This is a genomic window from Paraplanobispora siamensis, from assembly GCF_016863175.1.
GTDB lineage: Bacteria > Actinomycetota > Actinomycetes > Streptosporangiales > Streptosporangiaceae > Planobispora > Planobispora siamensis.
The window spans coordinates 1-20,074 of the sequence record NZ_BOOJ01000053.1 but is presented as its reverse complement, the minus strand read 5'-3'; the positions used below and the strand labels follow the sequence as shown (position 1 = coordinate 20,074).

Annotated in this window: 17 protein-coding genes; 8 read left to right on the top strand and 9 right to left on the bottom strand. The window is 72.0% G+C overall.

The window, feature by feature from the left end:
* Positions 1–66: 66 nt before the first annotated feature.
* Positions 67–1,302, top strand: coding sequence for an MFS transporter (locus tag Psi01_RS30455; RefSeq protein WP_275424614.1), 1,236 nt, complete (start codon positions 67–69; stop codon positions 1,300–1,302).
* 81 nt (positions 1,303–1,383) lie between these two features.
* Here the strand turns inward: Psi01_RS30455 and narI are convergent, their stop codons facing one another.
* The 4 genes from narI to Psi01_RS30435 are packed head-to-tail and all read right to left on the bottom strand — an operon-like array spanning position 1,384 to position 8,132.
* Positions 1,384–2,118 carry a respiratory nitrate reductase subunit gamma gene (narI, locus tag Psi01_RS30450; RefSeq protein WP_204067569.1) on the bottom strand — a complete coding sequence of 245 codons (735 nt, stop codon included), beginning with the start codon at positions 2,116–2,118 and terminating at the stop codon, positions 1,384–1,386.
* Positions 2,115–2,741, bottom strand: a complete 627-nt coding sequence (gene narJ / locus Psi01_RS30445; RefSeq protein ID WP_204067568.1) for a nitrate reductase molybdenum cofactor assembly chaperone — start codon at positions 2,739–2,741, stop codon at positions 2,115–2,117. Before narJ ends, narI begins: the two co-directional genes overlap by 4 nt.
* Entirely contained in the window at positions 2,738–4,396 is a 1,659-nt protein-coding gene (gene narH / locus Psi01_RS30440; RefSeq protein ID WP_204067567.1) for a nitrate reductase subunit beta, read from the bottom strand. Before narH ends, narJ begins: the two co-directional genes overlap by 4 nt.
* 40 nt (positions 4,397–4,436) lie before the next feature.
* Entirely contained in the window at positions 4,437–8,132 is a 3,696-nt protein-coding gene (locus tag Psi01_RS30435) for a nitrate reductase subunit alpha (RefSeq protein WP_204067566.1), read from the bottom strand.
* Between the two features lie 317 nt (positions 8,133–8,449).
* Between Psi01_RS30435 and Psi01_RS30430 the strand changes: the two genes are divergently transcribed.
* From Psi01_RS30430 to Psi01_RS30420, 3 genes are all read left to right on the top strand, one after another.
* Positions 8,450–9,166 (top strand): CBS domain-containing protein, encoded by a 717-nt coding sequence (locus tag Psi01_RS30430; protein WP_204067565.1) that lies wholly within the window; start codon positions 8,450–8,452, stop codon positions 9,164–9,166.
* Between the two features lie 17 nt (positions 9,167–9,183).
* Positions 9,184–10,224 (top strand): Acg family FMN-binding oxidoreductase, encoded by a 1,041-nt coding sequence (locus tag Psi01_RS30425; protein ID WP_204067564.1) that lies wholly within the window; start codon positions 9,184–9,186, stop codon positions 10,222–10,224.
* A gap of 107 nt (positions 10,225–10,331) precedes the next feature.
* Positions 10,332–12,020: a sensor histidine kinase gene (locus Psi01_RS30420; protein ID WP_275424613.1), complete on the top strand. Its 1,689-nt coding sequence runs from the start codon at positions 10,332–10,334 to the stop codon at positions 12,018–12,020.
* 54 nt (positions 12,021–12,074) lie between these two features.
* Here Psi01_RS30420 and Psi01_RS44430 read toward each other — a convergent pair whose 3' ends face one another.
* Both Psi01_RS44430 and Psi01_RS30410 read right to left on the bottom strand, forming a co-directional pair.
* Positions 12,075–13,676: a DUF4389 domain-containing protein gene (locus Psi01_RS44430; protein WP_204067562.1), complete on the bottom strand. Its 1,602-nt coding sequence runs from the start codon at positions 13,674–13,676 to the stop codon at positions 12,075–12,077.
* A 110-nt stretch (positions 13,677–13,786) separates the two neighbouring features.
* The gene (locus tag Psi01_RS30410; RefSeq protein ID WP_204067561.1) at positions 13,787–14,461 is read right to left on the bottom strand and encodes a hypothetical protein; all 675 of its coding nucleotides are present in this window, start codon (positions 14,459–14,461) and stop codon (positions 13,787–13,789) included.
* A gap of 261 nt (positions 14,462–14,722) precedes the next feature.
* Between Psi01_RS30410 and Psi01_RS30405 the strand changes: the two genes are divergently transcribed.
* Positions 14,723–15,442, top strand: coding sequence for a relaxase domain-containing protein (locus tag Psi01_RS30405; RefSeq protein WP_204067560.1), 720 nt, complete (start codon positions 14,723–14,725; stop codon positions 15,440–15,442).
* 143 nt (positions 15,443–15,585) lie between these two features.
* On the opposite strand, the gene Psi01_RS30400 is transcribed toward Psi01_RS30405, so the two are convergent.
* Positions 15,586–16,194 carry a nitroreductase family protein gene (locus Psi01_RS30400; RefSeq protein ID WP_204067559.1) on the bottom strand — a complete coding sequence of 203 codons (609 nt, stop codon included), beginning with the start codon at positions 16,192–16,194 and terminating at the stop codon, positions 15,586–15,588.
* An 81-nt stretch (positions 16,195–16,275) separates the two neighbouring features.
* Positions 16,276–17,049 carry a pirin family protein gene (locus Psi01_RS30395; protein ID WP_204067558.1) on the bottom strand — a complete coding sequence of 258 codons (774 nt, stop codon included), beginning with the start codon at positions 17,047–17,049 and terminating at the stop codon, positions 16,276–16,278.
* Between the two features lie 122 nt (positions 17,050–17,171).
* Here Psi01_RS30395 and Psi01_RS30390 point away from each other — a divergent pair, with 122 nt between their 5' ends.
* Positions 17,172–17,636: a MarR family winged helix-turn-helix transcriptional regulator gene (locus Psi01_RS30390; protein ID WP_204067557.1), complete on the top strand. Its 465-nt coding sequence runs from the start codon at positions 17,172–17,174 to the stop codon at positions 17,634–17,636.
* Positions 17,637–17,782: 146 nt separating this feature from the next.
* Here the strand turns inward: Psi01_RS30390 and Psi01_RS30385 are convergent, their stop codons facing one another.
* Positions 17,783–18,667: an NAD(P)-dependent oxidoreductase gene (locus Psi01_RS30385; RefSeq protein ID WP_204067556.1), complete on the bottom strand. Its 885-nt coding sequence runs from the start codon at positions 18,665–18,667 to the stop codon at positions 17,783–17,785.
* 49 nt (positions 18,668–18,716) lie between these two features.
* On the opposite strand from Psi01_RS30385, the gene Psi01_RS30380 reads away from it, so the two are divergent.
* Together Psi01_RS30380 and Psi01_RS44215 are read left to right on the top strand one after the other, a co-directional pair.
* On the top strand, positions 18,717–19,124 hold the full coding sequence (locus tag Psi01_RS30380) for a MerR family transcriptional regulator (protein ID WP_204067555.1): 408 nt from the start codon (positions 18,717–18,719) through the stop codon (positions 19,122–19,124).
* Between the two features lie 185 nt (positions 19,125–19,309).
* Positions 19,310–19,795, top strand: a complete 486-nt coding sequence (locus Psi01_RS44215) for a Tn3 family transposase (protein ID WP_204067554.1) — start codon at positions 19,310–19,312, stop codon at positions 19,793–19,795.
* Positions 19,796–20,074: the final 279 nt, after the last annotated feature.

The following is a 20,074-nucleotide window of genomic DNA, read 5'->3' as shown; positions in this document are numbered from 1 at the left end:
TGGGCGCGTTGCGGGAGCAGAAAGAACCGCAGCCGCCCACCCGAACTCTGATTGAGGACTGGTGATATGAGTACCGTCAGAACGGATGGATCGGGGACCGGCCGCAGTCCGCTGCTGATGCTGGCCGTGGCGACCCTGGGGTTCGCGGTGAACTTCTGGGCGTGGGCGCTGCTCAGCCCGCTCGGCCCGCGGTTCAAGGAGCTGCTGGAGCTGTCGGCCTCCCAGCAGGCGCTGCTGGTGGCGGTCCCGGTGATCGTCGGTTCGCTCGGCCGCATCCCGGTCGGTGCGCTCACCGACCGTTTCGGCGGGCGGGTGATGTTCCCGCTCATCTCGGCCATCACGATCGTCCCCGTTCTGTTCATCGGCCTGTTCGGCCAGAACTCGCTGGCGGCGCTGCTGGTGGGCGGCTTCTTCCTGGGCATCGGCGGGACGGCGTTCGCCGTGGGCGTGCCCTTCGTCAACGCCTGGTTCCCCCCGGAGCGGCGCGGGCTGGCCGTGGGCATCTTCGGCGCGGGCATGGGCGGCACCGCCATCAGCGCCCTGACCACGGTCAACCTGGTCAAGGCCGGCGGCTCGGCGACGCCGTTCGTGATCACCGCGGTCGTGCTGGCCGTCTACGCCGTCGTCTCCTGGCTGGTCCTGCGGGACGCGCCGGGCCGTACCATCCCGACCCAGCCGCTGGTGGCGCGCCTGGCGGCCACCGCCAAGCTGTCCATCACCTGGCAGGCGTGCATCCTGTACGCGGTGGCCTTCGGCGGCTACGTCGCCTTCTCCGTCTATCTGCCGGCCTACCTGCAGACCGCCTACGGGCTGGAGCAGGCCGACGCCGCCAACCGGATGGCCGGTTTCGTGATCCTGGCGGTCGTGATGCGCCCGGTGGGCGGCTGGCTGTCGGACCGGATCGGGCCGCTTCCCGTCCTGGCCGCGGTCTTCGCCGTGGTCGCGCTGTGCGCGGCGGTGCAGGCCTTCACCCCGCCGCTGATGTTCCTGGGCACGGCCGCGTTCCTGACCATGGCCGCCGCGCTCGGCGCCGGCAGCGGCGCCACCTTCGCCCTGGTCGCCCAGGTGGCCCCGGCCGACAAGGTCGGCTCGGTCACCGGCCTGGTCGGCGCCGCCGGCGGGCTGGGCGGGTTCGTCCCGCCGCTGGTGATGGGCTTCGTCTACGGCCGCTTCGGCTCCTACGGCGTGGGCCTGGCCCTGCTGTCGGCGGTGTCGGTGCTGACCCTGCTGCTGACGGTCACCGCGGTCCGCTCCTTGACCCGGCGGCAGGCGGCGCCCTCCTCGCGGGTCCGCTCGGCGTGATGCGAAGAACCCGGAGGACGTGAAGAAGGGGCCCGGCGGATCCGCCGGGCCCCTTCTTCGTTTCTCTGTCTCTCCGCGGGGTCACCGCGAGGACGGCTCCCAGCCTCGCTGCGGAGCGCGGGCACCGGTCCGGTGCTCCTCACGGCTGCGGTAGACGATGTAGGGCCGGGTGAGATAGCCGACCGGGGCGGTGAGCATGTGCACCAGCCGGGTGAACGGCCAGATCGCGAACAGCAGCAGCGCGCTGAGCGCGTGCAGCTGGAACAGCAGCGGGGCCCCGGCCATCAGCGAGGGGTCCGGCTGGAAGTAGAAGATCGACCGGAACCAGGGCGAGATGGTGGTGCGGTAGTCGTAGCCGCCGCCGACGATGTTCGCCAGGACCGTCGCGGCCAGGCCGAGCACGATGGTCAGGGCCAGGACGGCGTACATGAGCTTGTCGTTGCGGGTGGTGGCGCTGAACACCGGGCCGACGGTGCGGCGCCGGTAGATCAGGATCGCCAGGCCGCCCAGCGTCGCCACGCCCGCGATCGTGCCCAGCACGACCGCGACCACGTGGTAGAGCTCCTCGCTGACGCCGACCGCCTCGGTCCAGCTCTTGGGGATCACCAGCCCGCCGACGTGGCCGAGCACCACCACCAGGATGCCGAAGTGGAACAGCGGGCTGCCGATGCGCAGCAGCCGCGACTCGTACATCTGCGACGACCGGGTGGTCCAGCCGAACTTGTCGTAGCGGTAGCGCCACACGTGCCCGAGCGCGAACACCGTCAGGGCCACGTACGGGGCCACCACCCACAGCACCACATCCAGTGCGTTCACCGGCCTGCCTCCATCACTGCGTAGGGTTCGAGTCCGACCTCCTCGGCGGGCGGCCCCTGGGCCGCCAGGCGCAGCGCGGCCTCCCGCTGGCGCGGGCCGGCCGCCGGGAGCGTGGCCAGCACCGCGGCCACGACGTCGGCGTACGGCGAGTCCTCGGCCTCCAGAGCGGTGCGCAGCAGCTCCAGGCCCGCCCGGTTCTCCTGCATCAGCCGCTGGGCCTGCCGTACGGCGCCGCGGCCCGACAGCTCGCACACCACCGACAGGTGGTCGGGCAGCTCGCCGTCGGCGAGTTCGAAGCCCGCCTCGCGGAAGGCGTGCTTGAACCGCAGCAGGGCGGCGCCCCGCTTGCGGGTGTCGCCGTAGGCGTAGTAGGTCAGGTACGGGCAGCAGCGCCTCTTGAGGTCGAAGGTCGCCACATAGTGGGCCGCCAGGGCGCTTCGCGAGGTGGCGGCGCAGCGGCCGAGGAAGGACTCCAGCCGGGCGCGCACCTCCCCGTGGGGGAGCCCGGCCACCGCCTCGGCCAGGACCGGCAGCTCGCCGTACATCCGCTCGTCGGGATAGCCGAGCAGCACCGAGGCCACCATGTGGGCGGTGCGCACCGGGCCGTCGTCAGGGCTCGTCATGATCGCTTCTCACCGTCTCCGTTCGGGAACAGGCCGTCAGGGGTGCCCTTGCCGTCCCAGTTGAGGAGGTTGACCCGGCCGCGCAGCTCGTGGGCCTGGTCGAGGTCGTCGCCGGACTGCCGTTCCCGCAGCGCGTGGAAGTTCTCCACCGCGACCGGGGCGGGCATCCCGGAGGCCTCGCCGAACGGGCCGTTCATGCCGGGCCCGCCCTCGTAGTCGAGGCTGCAGCCGGTCGCCAGCTCCTCCAGCTGCGCGCCCTGCTCGGCGTGGGCCTTGGGGATGACGTAGCGCTCGCCGTAGGGGGCCAGGGCCAGCAGCCGGTGCATCCCCTCGACCTGCTCGCCGGTCATGCCGACCGCCGCCGCGATCGACTCGTCGCGCTCCTGCCCGAGGTTGACGCGGCGCATGTAGGAGCGCATCGCGGCCAGGCGGCGCAGCACGGCGCGCACCGGCGCGGGGTCCCCGGCGGTGAACAGCTCGGCCAGGTAGCCGATCGGGATGCGCAGCGCGTCGATCGCGCCGAACAGGTTGCCGGCGTCCTCGCCGTCGTGGCCGGTGCCGGACAGCACGTCGACGACCGGCGACAGCGGCGGGATGTACCAGACCATCGGCATGGTGCGGTACTCCGGGTGCAGCGGCAGCGCGACCCCGTACTCGAAGATCAGCTTGTGGATGGGGGAGCGGCGCGCCGCCTCCAGCCAGTCCTCCGGGATGCCGCTGGCGCGGGCCGCGGCGATCACGGCGGGGTCCTCCGGGTCGAGCATCACGCTCTTCTGCGCCTCGTACAGGGCCTTGTCGTCGGGTACGGAGGCCGCCTCGACCACCCGGTCGGGGTCGTAGAGGATGATCCCGATGTAGCGCAGCCGGCCCACGCAGGTCTCCGAGCAGACGGTGGGGATGCCCACCTCGACCCGGGGGAAGCAGAAGGTGCACTTCTCGGCCTTGCCGGTGCGGTGGTTGAAGTACACCTTCTTGTACGGGCAGCCGGTCACGCACATCCGCCAGCCGCGGCAGCGGTCCTGGTCGACCAGGACGATGCCGTCCTCCGAACGCTTGTACAGCGCGCCGGACGGGCAGGAGGCCACGCACGAGGGGTTGAGGCAGTGCTCGCAGATGCGCGGCAGGTAGAACATGAAGGCCTGCTCGAAGGAGAGCCTGACCTGGTCGGACACCTTGCGCAGCACGGGGTCGGCGGGAGCCAGCTCCGGGCCTCCGGCCAGGTTGTCGTCCCAGTTGGCGCTCCAGCTGATCTTCGTCGGCTCGCCGGTGATGAGAGACCGGGGCCGGGCGACCGGGGTGTCCTCCTGCATGGGCGCGGAGAACAGCCGGTCGTAGTCGTAGGTCCAGGGCTCGTAGTAGTCCTGGATCGAGGGCATCAGCGGGTTGGCGAAGATGGAGAACAGCTTCCTGACCCGCCCGCCGGCCTTGAGCTTCAGCCGGCCGAGCGAGTTGAGCTCCCAGCCGCCCTTCCACCGCTCCTGGTCCTGGTAGGTGCGGGGATAGCCCTGCCCGGGCCGGGTCTCGACGTTGTTGAACCACACGTACTCGGTGCCCGACCGGTTGGTCCACGCCTGCTTGCACGTCACCGAGCAGGTGTGGCACCCGATGCACTTGTCGAGGTTCATCACCATGGCGAGCTGCGCCATCACCTTCATCGCCGGACCTCCGTCCCGCCGTACCGGATCTCCTGGTGCATCAGTAGTCGACCTCCTGGCTGCGGCGGCGGATGACGGTGACCTCGTCACGCTGGTTACCGGTCGGCCCGAGATAGTTGAAGGCGAACGACAGCTGGGCGTAGCCGCCGATCAGGTGGGTGGGTTTGATCAGCAGCCGGGTCAGGGAGTTGTGGATGCCGCCGCGCCTGCCGGAGGTCTCGCTCTTGGGCACGTCCACCACCCGCTCCTGGGCGTGGTACATGTACACCGTCCCGGCGGGCATGCGGTGCGAGACGATCGCCCGGGCGACCACGACGCCGTTGCGGTTGACCGCCTCCACCCAGTCGTTGTCGCGGATGCCGGCCCGCTGCGCGTCGACCGGGCTCATCCAGATGGTCGGGCCGCCGCGCGACAGGGTCAGCATCAGCAGGTTGTCCTGGTACTCCGAGTGGATGGACCACTTGGAGTGCGGGGTCAGATAGCGGACCGTGATCCCCTGCTCGCCGCCCTCGCCCACGCCCGGCTCGCCGAACAGCACGGTCATGTTCAGCGGCGGCCGGTAGACCGGCATCGTCTCCCCGGCCTCGTGGATCCAGTCGTGGTCCAGGAAGAAGTGCTGGCGCCCGGTGAGGGTGTGCCAGGGTTTGCGGTGCTCGACGTTGAGGGTGAACGCCGAGTACCGGCGCCCGCCGGTCTCGCTGCCCGACCACTCCGGCGAGGTGGTCACCGGCACCGGCCGCGACTGCGTGTCCGCGAAGGTGATCTTCTTGTGCTCGTCGGCCAGGCCGTCGAAGGAGGTCCCGGTGCGGCGGCCCAGCGTGGCGAAGCCCTGCGCGGCCAGGTGCCCGTTGGTGGTGCCCGACAGCGCCAGGATCGTCTCGCACATGTCGACGTCGCGGGCCAGCGACGGCCGCCCGTCGGCCACCCCGCCGCGCACGGTGCCGTTCATCCTGGCGAGCCGTTCGATCTCCTCGCCGACCTGGTAGGTGATGCCCTTGGTGGTGGTGCCGAGCCTGTCCAGCAGGGGGCCGACCGCGGCCATCTTCGCCGCGACGGCGCCGTAGTCCCGCTCGACCACCGTGATCTTCGGGAAGTTCCGGCCGGGCACGGGTATCTCGCCGGTGACCCGCCAGTCGCTCACGTGCCCGTGCGGGGTGGCCAGCTCGTCGGGCGTGTCGTGCAGCAGCGGCACCGCGACCAGGTCCTTGCGCACGCCCAGATGGGCGGCGGCCAGCGAGCTGAAGGCCTTGGCGATGGCGTGGAAGGCCGAGAAGTCGGTGCGCGTCTGCCAGGGCGGGTCGATCGCCGGGCTGAAGGCGTGCACGAACGGGTGCATGTCGGTCGAGGACAGGTCGTGCTTCTCGTACCAGGTGGCGGCCGGCAGCACGATGTCGGAGAACAGCGTCGTGGAGGTCATCCGGAAGTCCAGCGACAGCAGCAGGTCGAGCTTGCCCCGCGGCGCCTGCTGCTGCCAGGTGACGTCGTCCGGGCGCTGCCCGAGCGCGGCCTCGGCGGCGCGCACCGAGGAGTCGGCGCCCAGCAGGTGCCGCAGGAAGTACTCGTTGCCCTTGGCCGAGGACCCCAGCAGGTTGGCCCGCCACACCGTCAGCACCCGCGGCCAGTTGGCCGGCGCGTCGGGGTCCTCGCAGGCGAAGCCCAGCTCCCCGGAGGCGACCTTGGCCGCGATGTACGGCCCCGCCTCCTGCCCCGAGCCGGCCGCCTCGTCGGCCAGGTCCAGCGGGTTGCGGTCGAAGGTCGGATACGACGGCATCCAGCCCAGGCGCGCCGACTGCGACAGCAGGTCCGCCGTGGCCTTGCCGGTGAAGGCCCCGCCGCCCAGCGGGGAGGAGACCACCTCGGCGCTGTAGGTGTCGTAGCGCCACTGGTCGGTGTGCAGGTACCAGTAGGCGGTGCCGATCATCTGCCGGGGCGGGCGCGACCAGTCGGTGCCGAAGGCCATGTGCGCCCAGCCGGTGATCGGGCGGCACTTCTCCTGGCCCACGTAGTGGGCCCAGCCGCCGCCGTTGACGCCCTGGCAGCCGGTCAGCGTGGTCAGCGCCAGCATCGCGCGGTAGATCGTGTCGGAGTGGAACCAGTGGTTGGCCCCCGCCCCCATGATGATCATCGATCGGCCGCCGGAGTCCTCGGCGTTGCGGGCGAACTCCCTGGCGATCCGCACCACCTGCGCCGCCGGCACCCCGGTGATCGTCTCCTGCCAGGCGGGCGTGTACGGCGCGCCGGCGTCGTCGTAGGAGGCCGGCCACTCCCGCGTCTCCTGCGCCGAGGCGCTCGCGCTCGACCCGCCCGAGGGCCGGGCGACGCCGTACTGGGCGAGCATGAGGTCGAAGACCGTCGTGACCAGCCGGCCCCCGATCTCGCGCACCGGGACGCCGCGCCGCAGCACCCCGTCGCCCGCGCCGCCCTCCTGGTCGAAGCGGGGCAGCAGGACCGTCACGGTCCGCCCGCCCTCCAGCGTCAGCAGCGGGTCGACGCCCTCCAGGTCCAGGTTCCAGCGTCCCTCGCCCGCGGCGGCGTAGCGGAAGCCGAGCGAGCCGTTGGGCACCACCGGCTCACCGGTCGCCGAGTCGACCAGCACCGTTTTGAACGCCGCCTCGGGCTCCTTGTCCCGGCCCAGGTCGGCGGCGGTGAGGAACTTGGCCGGCACGTAGCCGCCGTCGCGCTCGTCCAGGGTCACCAGGAACGGCAGGTCGGTGTGGCGCTTGACGTAGTCGGTGAAGTACGGCACCTGCCGCTCGACGAAGAACTCCCGCAGGATCACGTGCCCCATCGCCATGGCCATCGCGCCGTCGGTGCCCGGGTGGGGCGCCAGCCACTCGTCGGCGAACTTGGCGGCGTCGCTGTAGTCGGGGGCGACCACGACGACCTTCTGCCCCCGGTAACGGGCCTCGGTCATGTAGTGGGCGTCCGGCGTGCGCGTCACCGGCACGTTGGAGCCCCACAGCATCAGGTAGGCCGCGTCCCACCAGTCGGCCGACTCCGGCACGTCGGTCTGGTCGCCGAACATCTGCGGGGAGGCCACCGGCAGGTCGGCGTACCAGTCGTAGAACGAGAGCATGGTGCCGCCCAGCAGCGACACGAAGCGGGCGCCGACCGCGTGGGAGACCATCGACATGGCCGGGATCGGGGAGAAGCCGGCGACCCGGTCGGGGCCGTAGGTCTTGATGGTGTGCACGTGCGCGGCCGCGATGATCTCGGTGGCCTCCTCCCAGGAGACGCGCACCAGGCCGCCCCTGCCGCGGGCCGACTGGTAGCGGTGACGGCTGTCCGGGTCGGAGGTGATCTCGGCCCAGGCCGCGACCGGGTCGCCCAGGCGGGCCTTGGCCGCCCGGTACATCTCCACCAGCACGCCGCGGGCGTAGGGGAAGCGCACCCGGGTGGGGGAGTAGGTGTACCAGGAGAACGCGGCGCCGCGCGGGCAGCCGCGCGGCTCGTACTCCGGACGGTCGCCCCCCACGCTGGGATAGTCGGTCTGCTGCGCCTCCCAGGTGATGATCCCGTCCTTGACGTAGACCTTCCAGGAACACGATCCGGTGCAGTTCACCCCATGCGTGGAGCGCACCACCTTGTCGTGGCTCCATCGGTCGCGGTAGAAGGCGTCACTTCGCCGGCCGCCGATCTGGTGGAGCGTCCGCAGGTCCTCGGAGACCGTTCCGGCACGCAGATGCCGGCCCAGACGCAACAGGGCGTCACTGACCGGCCCATCCATACCCGCCATAGACGTAACTCCTCATCCTCACGCACAGATCGTTCTTGGGAGCACGGGCATACGGCCGCGCCCGGATCTCTCCGGCGCCGGCCGGTGTGCGCCATCCACGCCGGACGCCGGAGCCCCGGCGTGGCGCGTTCATCCTTTCGGGGGCCATATCCCGATCTCAGAGTCTTTAGTCCCGCTGATCGAGCCCAAAGACCCAAAATCTCCGGAGAAACCACCGCTGTCCGGGTCATAAGTCCCGTGCGACGATGGCCCAACAGCCCTGTCCCCGCCGCGTGACCGTGACTTGACTGGACGCAGAGCGGAGGAAGGAGCCCGCGATGAGGAAGACAGCCCGGCCGACGGTCGCCGACGTCATGACGCGGGACGTGCTGACCGTGATGGAGGAGACGGCGTTCAAGGACATCGTGGAGGTCTTCGCCGAACGGGGGGTCAGCGGCGCCCCCGTCCTGGACGGCTCCGGTCACGTCGCCGGCGTCGTGACCGAGGCGGACCTCCTGCGCAAGGAGGAGGCCAAGGAGGCCGGCGAGCGGCGTCCCAGGATCATCGAGCACCGCCGCGACCGGCTCGCGCGGGCGAAGTCCGGAGCCGACACGGCCGGGGAGCTGATGAGCGCCCCCGCCGTGACGGTCGCCCCCGGCGCGACGCTCCCCTCCGCGGCCCGGCTGCTGGCCAAGCACGGGATCAAGCGCCTGCCGGTGGTCGACGGGACGGGCCGCCTGGTGGGCGTCGTCAGCCGCGCCGACCTCCTGACGATCTTCCTGCGGCCCGACGAGCGGATCCGCCAGGAGGTGATCGAGGAGATCATCGTCCGGACCCTGTGGGAGGACCCGCGCAGGATCTCGGTCGACGTGCGCGACGGCGTGGTGACCCTCACCGGCCGGGTCGAGCTCAAGAGCCTGATCCCCTTCGCCGAGCGGCTGGTCATGGCCGTCGACGGCGTCGTGGATGCGGTCGTCGATCTCACCTACGAGCGCGACGACTCCGTTCCCCCGCAGGACCCCCCTGCGCTGCGGCCGATATGGCGGCACAGCTGAGCACCGCGAGGTGAGACATGCGCGACAGTGAAGAGATCGGCAAGGCCGTGCACGCCGCGGTGGAGGCCGCGGTGTGGGCCCCGTCGGTGCACAACACCCAGCCCTGGTCCTTCGTCGTGTCCGGCGAGGAGATCAGCGTGCGGGCCGACACCGGCCGCCGCCTCCCCGTGGAGGATCCGGCCGGCAGGGAGATGCTCATCAGCTGCGGCGCCGCGCTGTTCAACGTGCGGCTGGCGCTGCGCGGGCTCGGCCACGAACCCGTGGTGCGGCTCCTGCCGGACCCCGACCGGCCGGCGCTGCTGGCGCTGGTACGGCCGGGCGGCGCGGCGCAGCCCGACGAGCACACCCGTCTGCTGCACGCGCAGATCGAGCGGCGCCGCACGCACCGCGGCGACTTCACCGGCGGGCCCCTGCCGGACAGGTTCGTCGAAGCCATGTGCCGGGAGGCGGCGGCGGAGGGGGTGCGGCTGACGCCGATCAGATCCGGGCCGGCGGTGCGCGCCCTCGCGGCCGTCACCCGGGCGGCCCAGGAGGTGCAGTCGCAGGACAGCGGGTTCTCCCTGGAGGTGCTGCGCTGGTCCCGCTCACCGGAGAGCCGGCGCCGCGACGGCGTGCCCGCCGACGCCTATCCGCGCTCCTCCGAGCAGGACAGCGCCTCGGGGCTCTTCCCCGGGAACGGCTCCCTGTTCGCCCGGCGCGACTACGCCCGGGGGCGGCCCTGGGGCTACGAGCGGCCCTGGGGTCACGAACGGGCGCCGGACCGGCCGGAGGCCGGGCCGCCGGAGTTCGTGGCGGTGCTCACCACCGCCGGGGACGAACGCGAGGACTGGCTGGCGGCCGGGCAGGGGCTCCAGCGGGCGCTGCTGTTCGCCTCGGCCTACGGGGTGCGCGCCGCCTTCCACACCCAGGCCCTGGAGCTGTACCACCTGCGCGAGTTCGTCCGCCACGGGCTGTGCGCGGGGGAGTACCCGCAGATGATCGTACGGATGGGGATCACCGAGGAGGAGGCGGGCACCGTACGGCGGCCGCTGGAGGAGATGCTCGACGAGCGGCCGTGAACACCGGATGAAGATCCTGAAATGTTCCCGCCGGACTGGGCATTCAGGACTTTTGCTGGAAAAATCCGGCTATGACCAGTAGGGAGACACGTTCCGTCATTCCGCACATGCGGCTGGATGAGCTCTTGGCGGAGCTCCAGGTGCGGCTCGAGGCGGTGCTGGCCACCCGGGACCGGGTGCACGCGCTGCTGGAGGCCGTGGTGTCGGTCGGCAGCGACCTGGACCTGGAGACGGTGCTGCGGCGGATCGTGGCGACCGCCACCACGCTGGTGGACGCCGGGTACGGCGCGCTGGGCGTGGTGGGCGAGGAGAACACGCTGGTCCAGTTCATCCCCGTGGGGCTGAGCGAGGAGGAGATCGCCAGGATCGAGCACTGGCCGCACGGGCTGGGCCTGCTGGGACTGCTGATCAAGGAACCGCAGACGCTGCGGCTGACGCGCATCTCCGACCATCCGGAGTCCTACGGGTTCCCGCCGGGGCACCCGCCGATGGGGTCGTTCCTCGGGGTGCCGGTGCGGGTGCGCGACGAGGTGTTCGGCAATCTCTATCTGACGGAGAAGCGCGGCGGGCTGGAGTTCGACGAGGAGGACGAGGCCGTGGTGGTGGCGCTGGCCACCGCCGCGGGCGTGGCGATCGAGAACGCCCGGCTGTACGAGGAGACCCGGCGCCGCGAGACGTGGCTGCAGGCCTCCTCGGAGGTGACCACCAGCCTGCTGTCGGGCGCGGGACCGCAGGAGGTGCTCACCCTCATCGCCCGGCGGGGACGGCAGATGACCGGCGCCGACATGACCCAGGTGCTGCTGCCCGGCGACGACGGGCAGGCGCTGCGGGTGGAGATCGCCGAAGGCGCCGCGGCCGGGGAACTCCGCGAGGCGGTGTTCCCGGTCGGGGCCTCGGCGGTGGGGGCGGTCTTCTCCCGGGGCGAGCCGCTGATGTACAGCGATCTGCAGGACATCCCCTACCCCGAGTCCCCGCTGCGCGCCGGCGGGTTCGGCCCCGGGCTGCTGGTGCCGCTGGGGGCCGCCAACGCCGTCCGCGGGGTGCTGGTCCTGGCCAAGGAGGCCGGCCGGAGCCCGTTCAGCCCCGCCGACCTGCGGATGCTGCAGGCCTTCTCGGGGCAGGCCGCCATCGCGCTGGAACTGGCCGAGGCGCGCCGCGACGCCGAGCGGCTGAGCCTGCTGGAGGACCGCGACCGCATCGCCAAGGACCTGCACGACGTGGTGATCCAGCGGCTGTTCGCGGTGGCGATGACGCTGATGAGCACGGTGCGGCTGGTGGAGCGGCCCGAGGCGTCGGGCCGGCTGCAGCACGCGATCAACGAGCTGGACGAGACCATCCGGCAGATCCGCTCGACCATCTTCGCCCTGCAGAACACCCGCGAGGAGGCCGCCTCCAGCCTGCGCGCGCAGATCGTGGACCTGGTGGAGAGCGCGCGTGGACACCTGGGCTTCATGCCGGGACTGCGGATGGAGGGCCCGCTGGACAACCAGGTGCCGGAGACGGCCGCCGAGCACCTGCTCGCGGTGCTGCGCGAGGCGCTGTCCAACATCGTGCGCCACGCCAAGGCGAGCAAGGCCGAGGTGGCGGTGGAGGTGGCCGGCGGGCGGCTGTCGCTGGTCGTGCACGACAACGGCGTCGGCCTGCCCGAGGAGGGCAGGCGCAGCGGACTGCGCAACATCGAGGAACGGGCGGCCGGACTGGGCGGCTCCCTGGAACTGGAGACCGCCGGAGAGGGCGGGACCCGCCTGTGCTGGAGCGTCCCGATCACGGCCGGCGAGGACGCGCCCGCGGTGTGATCGAAAGCCGTACCGGCGCGGGCGCCTCGGCTGCCCGCGCCGGTACGGCCTCCGTCATGATCTGCTTCCCGATCCGGTGGGGACCGGCGGGGCGGGGACGGGAGCCGGCGGAGGCGGTGGAGGCGGTACGGCGGCCAGGCGGACGCCCAGGGCGATCAGCCCGGCGCCGGCCGCGACCAGGACCGCCGTGGTGACGAACAGCAGCGTGACCAGGTCGTCCAGCCAGGGGAGCGTGGCCCCCACGCGGACGTCGGCCGACACCGGCGCGGAGGCGTCGGCGTTCATGAGGACGATCGCCCAGTCGCCCGGCTGGATGTCCCAGATGAGCGTCTGCTGTCCGGTCCCGCTGACCTGCGCGGTCCAGAACGACTGCGTGCCCGGGGCGGACGCGGGCGCCGCACCCTCGTGGCGGGTGTAGCCGACGTCGTCGCGCGGTACGGAGGAGAAGGCCAGGTGCGTCACCTCGTCGTAGGCCACACCGTCCAGGTAGGCGGTGACGTCGCGGTACGGGGCGATCCCAATGAACAGCGGCTCGTCCGTCCCGGTGGCCTGGATGCGCATCCGGCCGACGGCGCCGCGCAGGAACACGACGCCCTGACCGGCGACCTCCACGTCCTCCGCGGTGAGCGCGTAGGCGGAGGTGCTCATCCGCTCGGTGGCGGTGGAGATGAACCCGCCGGAGTCGTGCTGGGTGTTGAACCAGGCCGTGGCGACGCCCGCCGCGGCGGTGCCGAGCCCGCCGAGGGCCAGCAGGGAGCCGATCACGACCGCGGCGATCGCGCCGCCCGGCCAGGAGCGGTACTGCCCTGCAGGGGGAGCGGTCACGGGCCCTGCACCTGTCGGCGGAGCGGTGAGGGGTCCGGCGCCCGCCGGGGGAGCGGTGAGGGGTCCGGCGCCCGCGTACACGCCCTCTCCGGGCGCCCCGTCCCCGAACGTCACGTGCCCGGGCGGGGTGCCGGCCTGCGAGGCAGGGTGCGGCCGGGCGGCGGGCTCGCGCTCACCGGCGTCGAGGCGGAAGGGCGGGTAGACGTCGGTCATCAGCATGGCGTAGGCGGCCACGCGCAGCGCCCAGCGGTTCATGCCGAGGACGAAGTCGAACACGCCGCGTGGATAGCGGCCGGTGAACAGCAGGATGAGGGCGGCGATGAGGACCAGCAGGCCGATGAGACCGCCCCAGTCCAGGGCGTACAGGACGCCGCCGGTGTTGTCGGGCAGGTCGCTGCGCCAGGTGACGGCGCTGCCGCTGGTGAACAGCGCGACGACGAGATAGTGGGGAATGGCCAGCAACCACCATTTCACCAGGACCAGGCCGCGGGAGAGCCGTGCCGGATAGTCGACCTCCAGCGTGGCCGGATAGTCCGGGGCCGGGCCGAGGGTGAAGGGCGGGTAGCGGTCGGTGCCCAGGGCGCCGTAGGTGTAGTAGGTCACGCGCCAGGTCCAGCGCATCACCCCGACGTTGAATTCGAAGATCGACCGCGGATAGCGGCCGGTGAACAGGATGGCGAAGAAGGCGATCACCGTCAGAACGGCGAAGGCGACCCACAACAGTCCCAGGATGAGGTAGTGGGGGATGGCCAGCAACCACTTGACCAGCCACAACCCCCGGTTGAGCGGCTCGTCGAGACGGGCCTGCACGCGTACGGGATAGGCGTCCATGATCTGATCTCTTCTCGATCGGATGCGGACGGTCCTGCCGGGCCGCCGCATCGCCGGGAGGTTCCGATCGGGGCCCGCCCCACCGGACGGGCCCGGTGCGGTCGATCACCTCAGTTCTTCTCGGCGGGTTCGCCGGCGGGGATCCGCCGGGGCCGCTCGACGGCGTGGGAGCGGCGTTCGGCCCGGGACTTGATGCCGAGCAGCATCTTGCGCTCCATGACGAGACTGCCCGGCTCCATGATCAGGAGGTTGACCAGCCGGTCGAACGGGGTGGCGCCCGAGGCGGAGATGCGGTTGCGGCTGATGAGCCGGGTCGTGTCCCCCTCCGGCACCAGGACGAACGTCCAGACCCAGTCGCCCTCGCCGGAACGGAAGGTCAGCACCCGCTCGGGTTCCACGATCTCCGCGATCATGGTCGGGCCCGACCCGCCCATGGGAAGCGCGTCACCGACCTTGAGGTCCTGGAACTGCGGCAGGATCTCGTCGGCGCTGTGCATGTCCAGGCCGAAGAGGTTCTCGATCCAGTCGTAGGTGTAGGCGCCGCCGCGGCCGCTGCCCATCTGCACCAGCCACGGCCAGATCGCCGAGGGCGGCGCGTCCACGCCGACGGCGCGGGTGGCGACCAGGTCGGCGTCCGGCAGCAGGTCGTCCCCGGGCAGCGCGCGGGCCGCCTCCTCCTCGGTGGCCCCCCAGGTCAGGCACCATCTGCGCAACAGCAGCGGATAGGCCAGCGCGGCCAGGCCGGCGCCCAGCAGGCCGGTCCCGGCGAGTGTCCTCACTGTCATGCCCATCGTGTCCTCCTCGATGTCCGGCCGGTCTCCATCGCACCTCCGCCCGGTCGGCGGGCACAGGGTCCGAGGTCCTCACGCGGACGGGCCGATGGGCTCTGGACCCGCCGGGGACGGGTCGCCGCCGGTGACAGCTTCCTGACAAGAGCGTTGATGGATAGAAAGATTGCTTGTAAAGTCCGGGAGGCGTGCCGCCCCGCGATCATCCGCGGTCGGCACCGGACGTGCCCCTTCCCCTGTCATCCGGAGCGGGACCTCATGGCCTGGATCACCGAACTCGGCCCCTCGGCCGTGCAAGTGCGTTACCGGCTGCGCGGCGGCGCCATGTGCGATCGCCGCCGCTCCATCGACGGCCCGCCGCAGCCGATCGACGCCGCCCCGGTGTGGGACCGCCGGGAGGTCCTCCGCGACCTGCCGGGGGCCCGGGACCCGGTCTGGTTCGGCTCGGCCCTGGCGTGCTTCGCCATCACCCCCGGCGCCCCGCTGACCCCGGACCAGCACGTGCCGGCCGCGGCGTTCATGGCCGGCCGCCACCCGGGCACCGGGCAGATGCTGGTGGAGGCCTGCGATCGCACCCGCAACCGCGGATTCGACCTCACCCTGGCCGCGCCCGCAGACGTCAACGCCCTCTACGCGCACAGCCCCCGCGCGGCCGACATCGCCGACCGGTTCGCCGCCGCCGTGACCGCTGGCGCCGCCCATCTCGAACAGCGGATCACCGGCGGGTCCCGGTCCGCAGGCCTGCTGGGGTGGATCACCTGGCACCTGACCGCGCCCCGCCCGGCGGGCATGCCACCGCAACCGTGCCTGCACGCCCACCTGGTGATCGCCGCCCTCATGTGGGCCCCCGGCGGCCGCTGGCGTGACATCACCGGCCCCGAGCGGGACCACCTGCGGCTGTGCGTCGCCTCCGCCGACCGCCACACCGCGGCCCACCTCCGGCAGGCGATGGCGGGACATCCCCGCGTGCCCGGCTAGATGGGCAAACCCTGAAGTTCGAGAACGGGTACGGCGCTGCGTGCCGGTCGATGGACCCACCCTTGGGGCGTGTCCGCGGTGAGCTGGGTGCCGCCTACTCTGGCTGCGCCGTACGGCCGACGGGCCTGACCGTCGCGCCGGTCTCAGGCGGCCCGCTGCTCGGGGCCGGGTGCGGCGGGCAGCAGCAGGGTGTCGAGCGGGTGGCGGGTGCGCGGGGCGCGCTCGCGGGCGGCCAGTGGCTCGGGGAGCTCGGCGGCGGTGTCCAGCCGTCCGACGGCGACCACGACGACCGGGGTGAGGCCGTCGCCGAGGCCGAAGCCCTCCCGGGCTGCCGCCGCGTCGAAGCCGCCCATCTGGTGGACGGACAGGCCCTCGGCCTGGGCCTGCACGGCCAGGGCCGCGACGGCCTGGCCGGTGTCGTACAGCGCCCACGGGCGTGCCCGGCCGGTCTCGTCGGCGGTCTCGGCGGCCACCAGCACCAGCGCGCCGGCCGTCTCCGCCCAGGTCCGGTTGCCCGGGTTGAGGACGTCCAGCAGCCGGGCGAAGGCCTCCTCGCCGCGGCGTGCGACCAGGAAACGCCAGGGCTGGCTGTTGTTGGCCGACGGCGCCCAGCGGGCGGCCTCCAGCAGCGCGCGCAGCTGCCCGTCGCCGACGGCGTGGGCGGCGTCGAAGCCACGCGGGCTCCATCGCCCGGCCAGCAGCGGGTGCACCGGCACCGAGGTCGTGGCGGTCTTGTACGTTTCCAGGCTCATGGTTCGGGTGTCCTCGATGATGGTCGTGCGGGTGGTTCTGCGGGAGCCGCCCCGTCCGCTGTCGCGGACGGGGCTCAGGCCTCAGGCGGCGGTGGCGTGCATCTCCCACACCAGGATCTCGGCCGGTCCGGTCGCGGTGACCTTCTGGCCGCCGGTGGCGGTGAACCGTACGGCGTCCCCGGTGCCCAGCGCGCCGGCGCCCTCCAGTGCGACCTCGCCGCGCGGCACGAACAGGTGCAGGAACGGGGCCTCGGGCAGCTCGACGCTCTGGCCGGGCTGCAGGCGGGCGGCGTACAGCGCGGCGTAGCGGTTCTTGATGCGGATGGCCGCGGCCCCGTCGTGCTCGGCCATGCCGGAGGCCACCGGCACCAGGCCGCCGCCGAGCAGCTCGGCGTCGATCTCCAGCTGCTCGTAGCCCGGCGTGATGCCGGCCTCGTCGGGCAGCACCCACATCTGCACGAAGTGCACCGGCTCGTCGTGGACGTCGCCCTGCAGACGCCAGGAGTCGTTCTTCTCGGAGTGCAGGATGCCGGTGCCGGCGCTCATACGCTGGGCCAGGCCCGGGTAGATGACACCGTTGTGGCCCTCGGAGTCCTGGTGGACCAGGGAGCCCTGCAGCACCCAGGTGACGATCTCCATGTCCCGGTGCGGGTGGGTGTCGAAGCCGAAGCCGGGCCGGACGACGTCGTCGTTGTTGACCAGCAGCAGGCCGTGGTGGGTGTTGGCCGCGTCGTAGTGGTGGCCGAAGGAGAAGGAGTGCTTGGAGTCCAGCCAGCCGATCTCGGTGGTGAAGCGCTCGTTCGCGCGGCGGACGTCGATCTGCGGGGTCAGGTGGAGGCCGGTGGTGGCGGTCATGTCAGCCCTCCGAGGAGATCCGAGAAGAAGATGATGTGTCATGCATCGGTCTCAACCTACATGACACATCATCTATTCCGTCAAGTCGATGACGTGTCATTTATGTCGGGTACGATGGACGCATGGACACCCCGCGATGGCTCGACGACGACCAGCAGCGTGCCTGGCGGGCCTACCTGCGCATGCAGGCCCAGCTGGGCGCCGCGCTCAACCGGCAGCTGCAGGCGGCCTGCAACCTGTCCCTCGCCGATTATGACGTGCTGGTGCACCTCACCGACGTGCCCGACGGGCGACTTCGCCCTTACGAACTGCAGCGCGCGCTGGAGTGGGAGCAGAGCCGCCTGTCGCACCACCTGAGCCGGATGCAGCGCCGCGGCCTGGTCGAGCGCCAGGAGTGCGCCGACGACGGCCGGGGCGCCTTCGTCGTCCTCACCCAGGCCGGCCGCGAGGCGATCACCACCGCCGCCCCCGGCCACGTCGAGACGGTCCGGGCCCTGTTCTTCGACGCTCTCGGCCCCGAGCAGGTCGAGGCCCTGCAGCAGCTGACCACCCAGGTCCTGGCCCGGCTCGACGCCGCCGGCGGATAGGGGCGCGGGACGCGCCGGGGCGCACGCGGTGAAGGGTGGCGAGGGCCGAGGTGTGACCGACGGCCTCGCCACCCTTCGCGACCGCACGGCAGGTCGGGATCGCCGACCGGCCCGGGCGCCTGCCCCGCCGGTGGTGTCCGGGCGGGTCAGTCGCCGCGAGGTCTGCCGAACTCCTCGATCAGGACGGGGTACTGCTCCGCGCCGTGCCCGGCGGCGATCGAGCGGTCGGCCATCGCCTTGATCAGCCTCGGCAGTTCGGCGTTGACGCCCGCAGCCTCGCTCTCCTCGATCAGGTGCGCCATCGCCCGCGCGTCGGTCTCCAGGGCCGACACCTCGGCCGGGAAGGAACCGCTGTCGATCTGCTCGGCGTACCCGGGCAGCCATCCGGCCACCCCGGTGGCGATCTGCTGCGCGAACGGCGCGTACGTCGCGGCGTCGACGCCGGCCGTCCTGAGCAGGGCGGTGCCCTGGAGCCAGGCGTTCAGGACGCTCCACATCATGGCCAGACCGGCCGTGTCGTACAGGGACGCCAGTCCGTGGTCCGCGCCGAGATGGGTGACGGTGCCCAGCGCGCCGAGCGTCGGGCGGTGCGCCTCGAAGTCCGCCTGCGGCCCGCTGTGCAGGATCACCGCCTCGTCGGTCCCGATCGCCGGCGGGACGGCCATGATGGCGCCGTCCAGGTAGCGGGCGCCGCGCTTCCCGGCCCATCGGGCGGTCTCCCGGGCCTGGGCCGAGGTGCCCGAGGTCAGGTTGACCAGCGTCGTGCCGTCCAGTGCGGCCTCGCTCGCGCCGAGCAGCTCGTGCACGGCCTGATAGTCGGTGAGGCAGATGATCGTCAGAGGGCTCGCCCTGAGCGCGTCGCCGGCCGTCGGCGCCTGCCGTGCGCCTTCGGCCACCAGCCGGTCGGCCTTGGCGGGTGTGCGGTTCCACACGGTCGTGGGGTGCCCGGCCTTCAGGAACGCGCCCGCGAGCGCCCGGCCCATCAGCCCGAGCCCGATGACTGTCACGGATGTGTCGGTTCTGTGGTTCATGGCAGCATCGTCAACGTTGATACCGGTATGAAGGTCAAGTGAGGTTTCGATGCGGATCGGGGAACTGAGTCGCCGGACGGGCGTCAACCCTCATCAGTTGCGCTACTACGAGGCGCAGGGCCTGCTGGAGGCCGAGCGCGGCGCGAACGGCTACCGCGAGTACGACGAGGGGGCCGTGCTGCGGGTGCGGCAGATCCGTCACCTGCTCGATGCCGGGCTGTCCTCCGAGGACATCGCGTATCTGCTGCCCTGCGCGGTCGGAGAGGTCCCGGAGCTGCTCGGGTGTCCCGAGCTGCTGGCCGCGATGCGGTCGCGGCTGCGGCGTCTGGAGGACCGGATGGACAGGCTCGCCCGGTCCCGTGACGCTCTGACCGGCTACATCGCCGCGGCCGAGCGGACGGGCGGCGAGAGCTATCCGCCCTTCGACGGCTCCGGCCTGGAGTCCGTCCCGGCCTGAGCGGCCGGGGGCGCCGCCGCGCGGCAGAACGGCTCCGGCGCGCCCTCCTCGTCGGCGAGTTCCTCAGCGCCACCCGGAGGGGGTGCCGGTAGCAATGAAGAAATTTCCAACGAAGTAGCATCTGAGCTGCGATGATGCTGACTCCTTCGGCTAAAGTCTCGATTCGCTTACGGTGTGGAGCATGAGTGACAAGCCGGAGTTCGGGTACGGCGCGGGCGGTCGCCCGCTATGGACGGCGCGGGACCGGACGCCGAGATGATCCGGGCGGTGTTGCGCACGGCGGGACGGCGGGAGTTCGGCGCCCGGGTAGGACAGGCGGCCGCGTCCGGCGACGGGACAGATGCCGACGGCCGCGGGGGTGCGCCGGCGAGGGCGCGCTGCGGCGCCGGCACCATGAGCAGCAGACCGAACAGATGTGGTGCCTGACCCTGGCGATCAACGCGATCGTCTGCTGGTTCACCGAGTACCACGGCCTCGGCGTGGCCGCCCTGCGCCGGACCGGCCGCCAGATCGACGACGAGGTCCTGGTACACCTCTGGCCGGCCCACCAGGAGAACGTGCACTGCTACGGCACCCACTCCGTCGACATCGACGGTGAGCTCGCCCAGCTCGACCACGACGGCTACCGGCCGCTGCGGCTGGCTGAGATCGCCTCAGCAGCAAGCCGCTGACCGCGCTGCCGGCCGAGACCTGACCGCGATTGCGGACTGTGGCTCCAGGCGATCGTGGCCTCGGCGGCGGGTGCGTGCGCAGCCGACGCTGCCGACGACGAGGGTGTCGCCGCGGCAGACGCTGGCTCAGCATCGGCTGCGCTCGGTCGGCGGTGCTCAGCTGCCGAGCATGAGGTGACTGCGGCGGGTTTCTGCCGTGCGGGCGCGTGTCCGTTCGATGAGCAACGCCGATGCGGCGATTGCTTCGGCCGCCGTGCACCAGGCGGCGTCGGCGGCGCG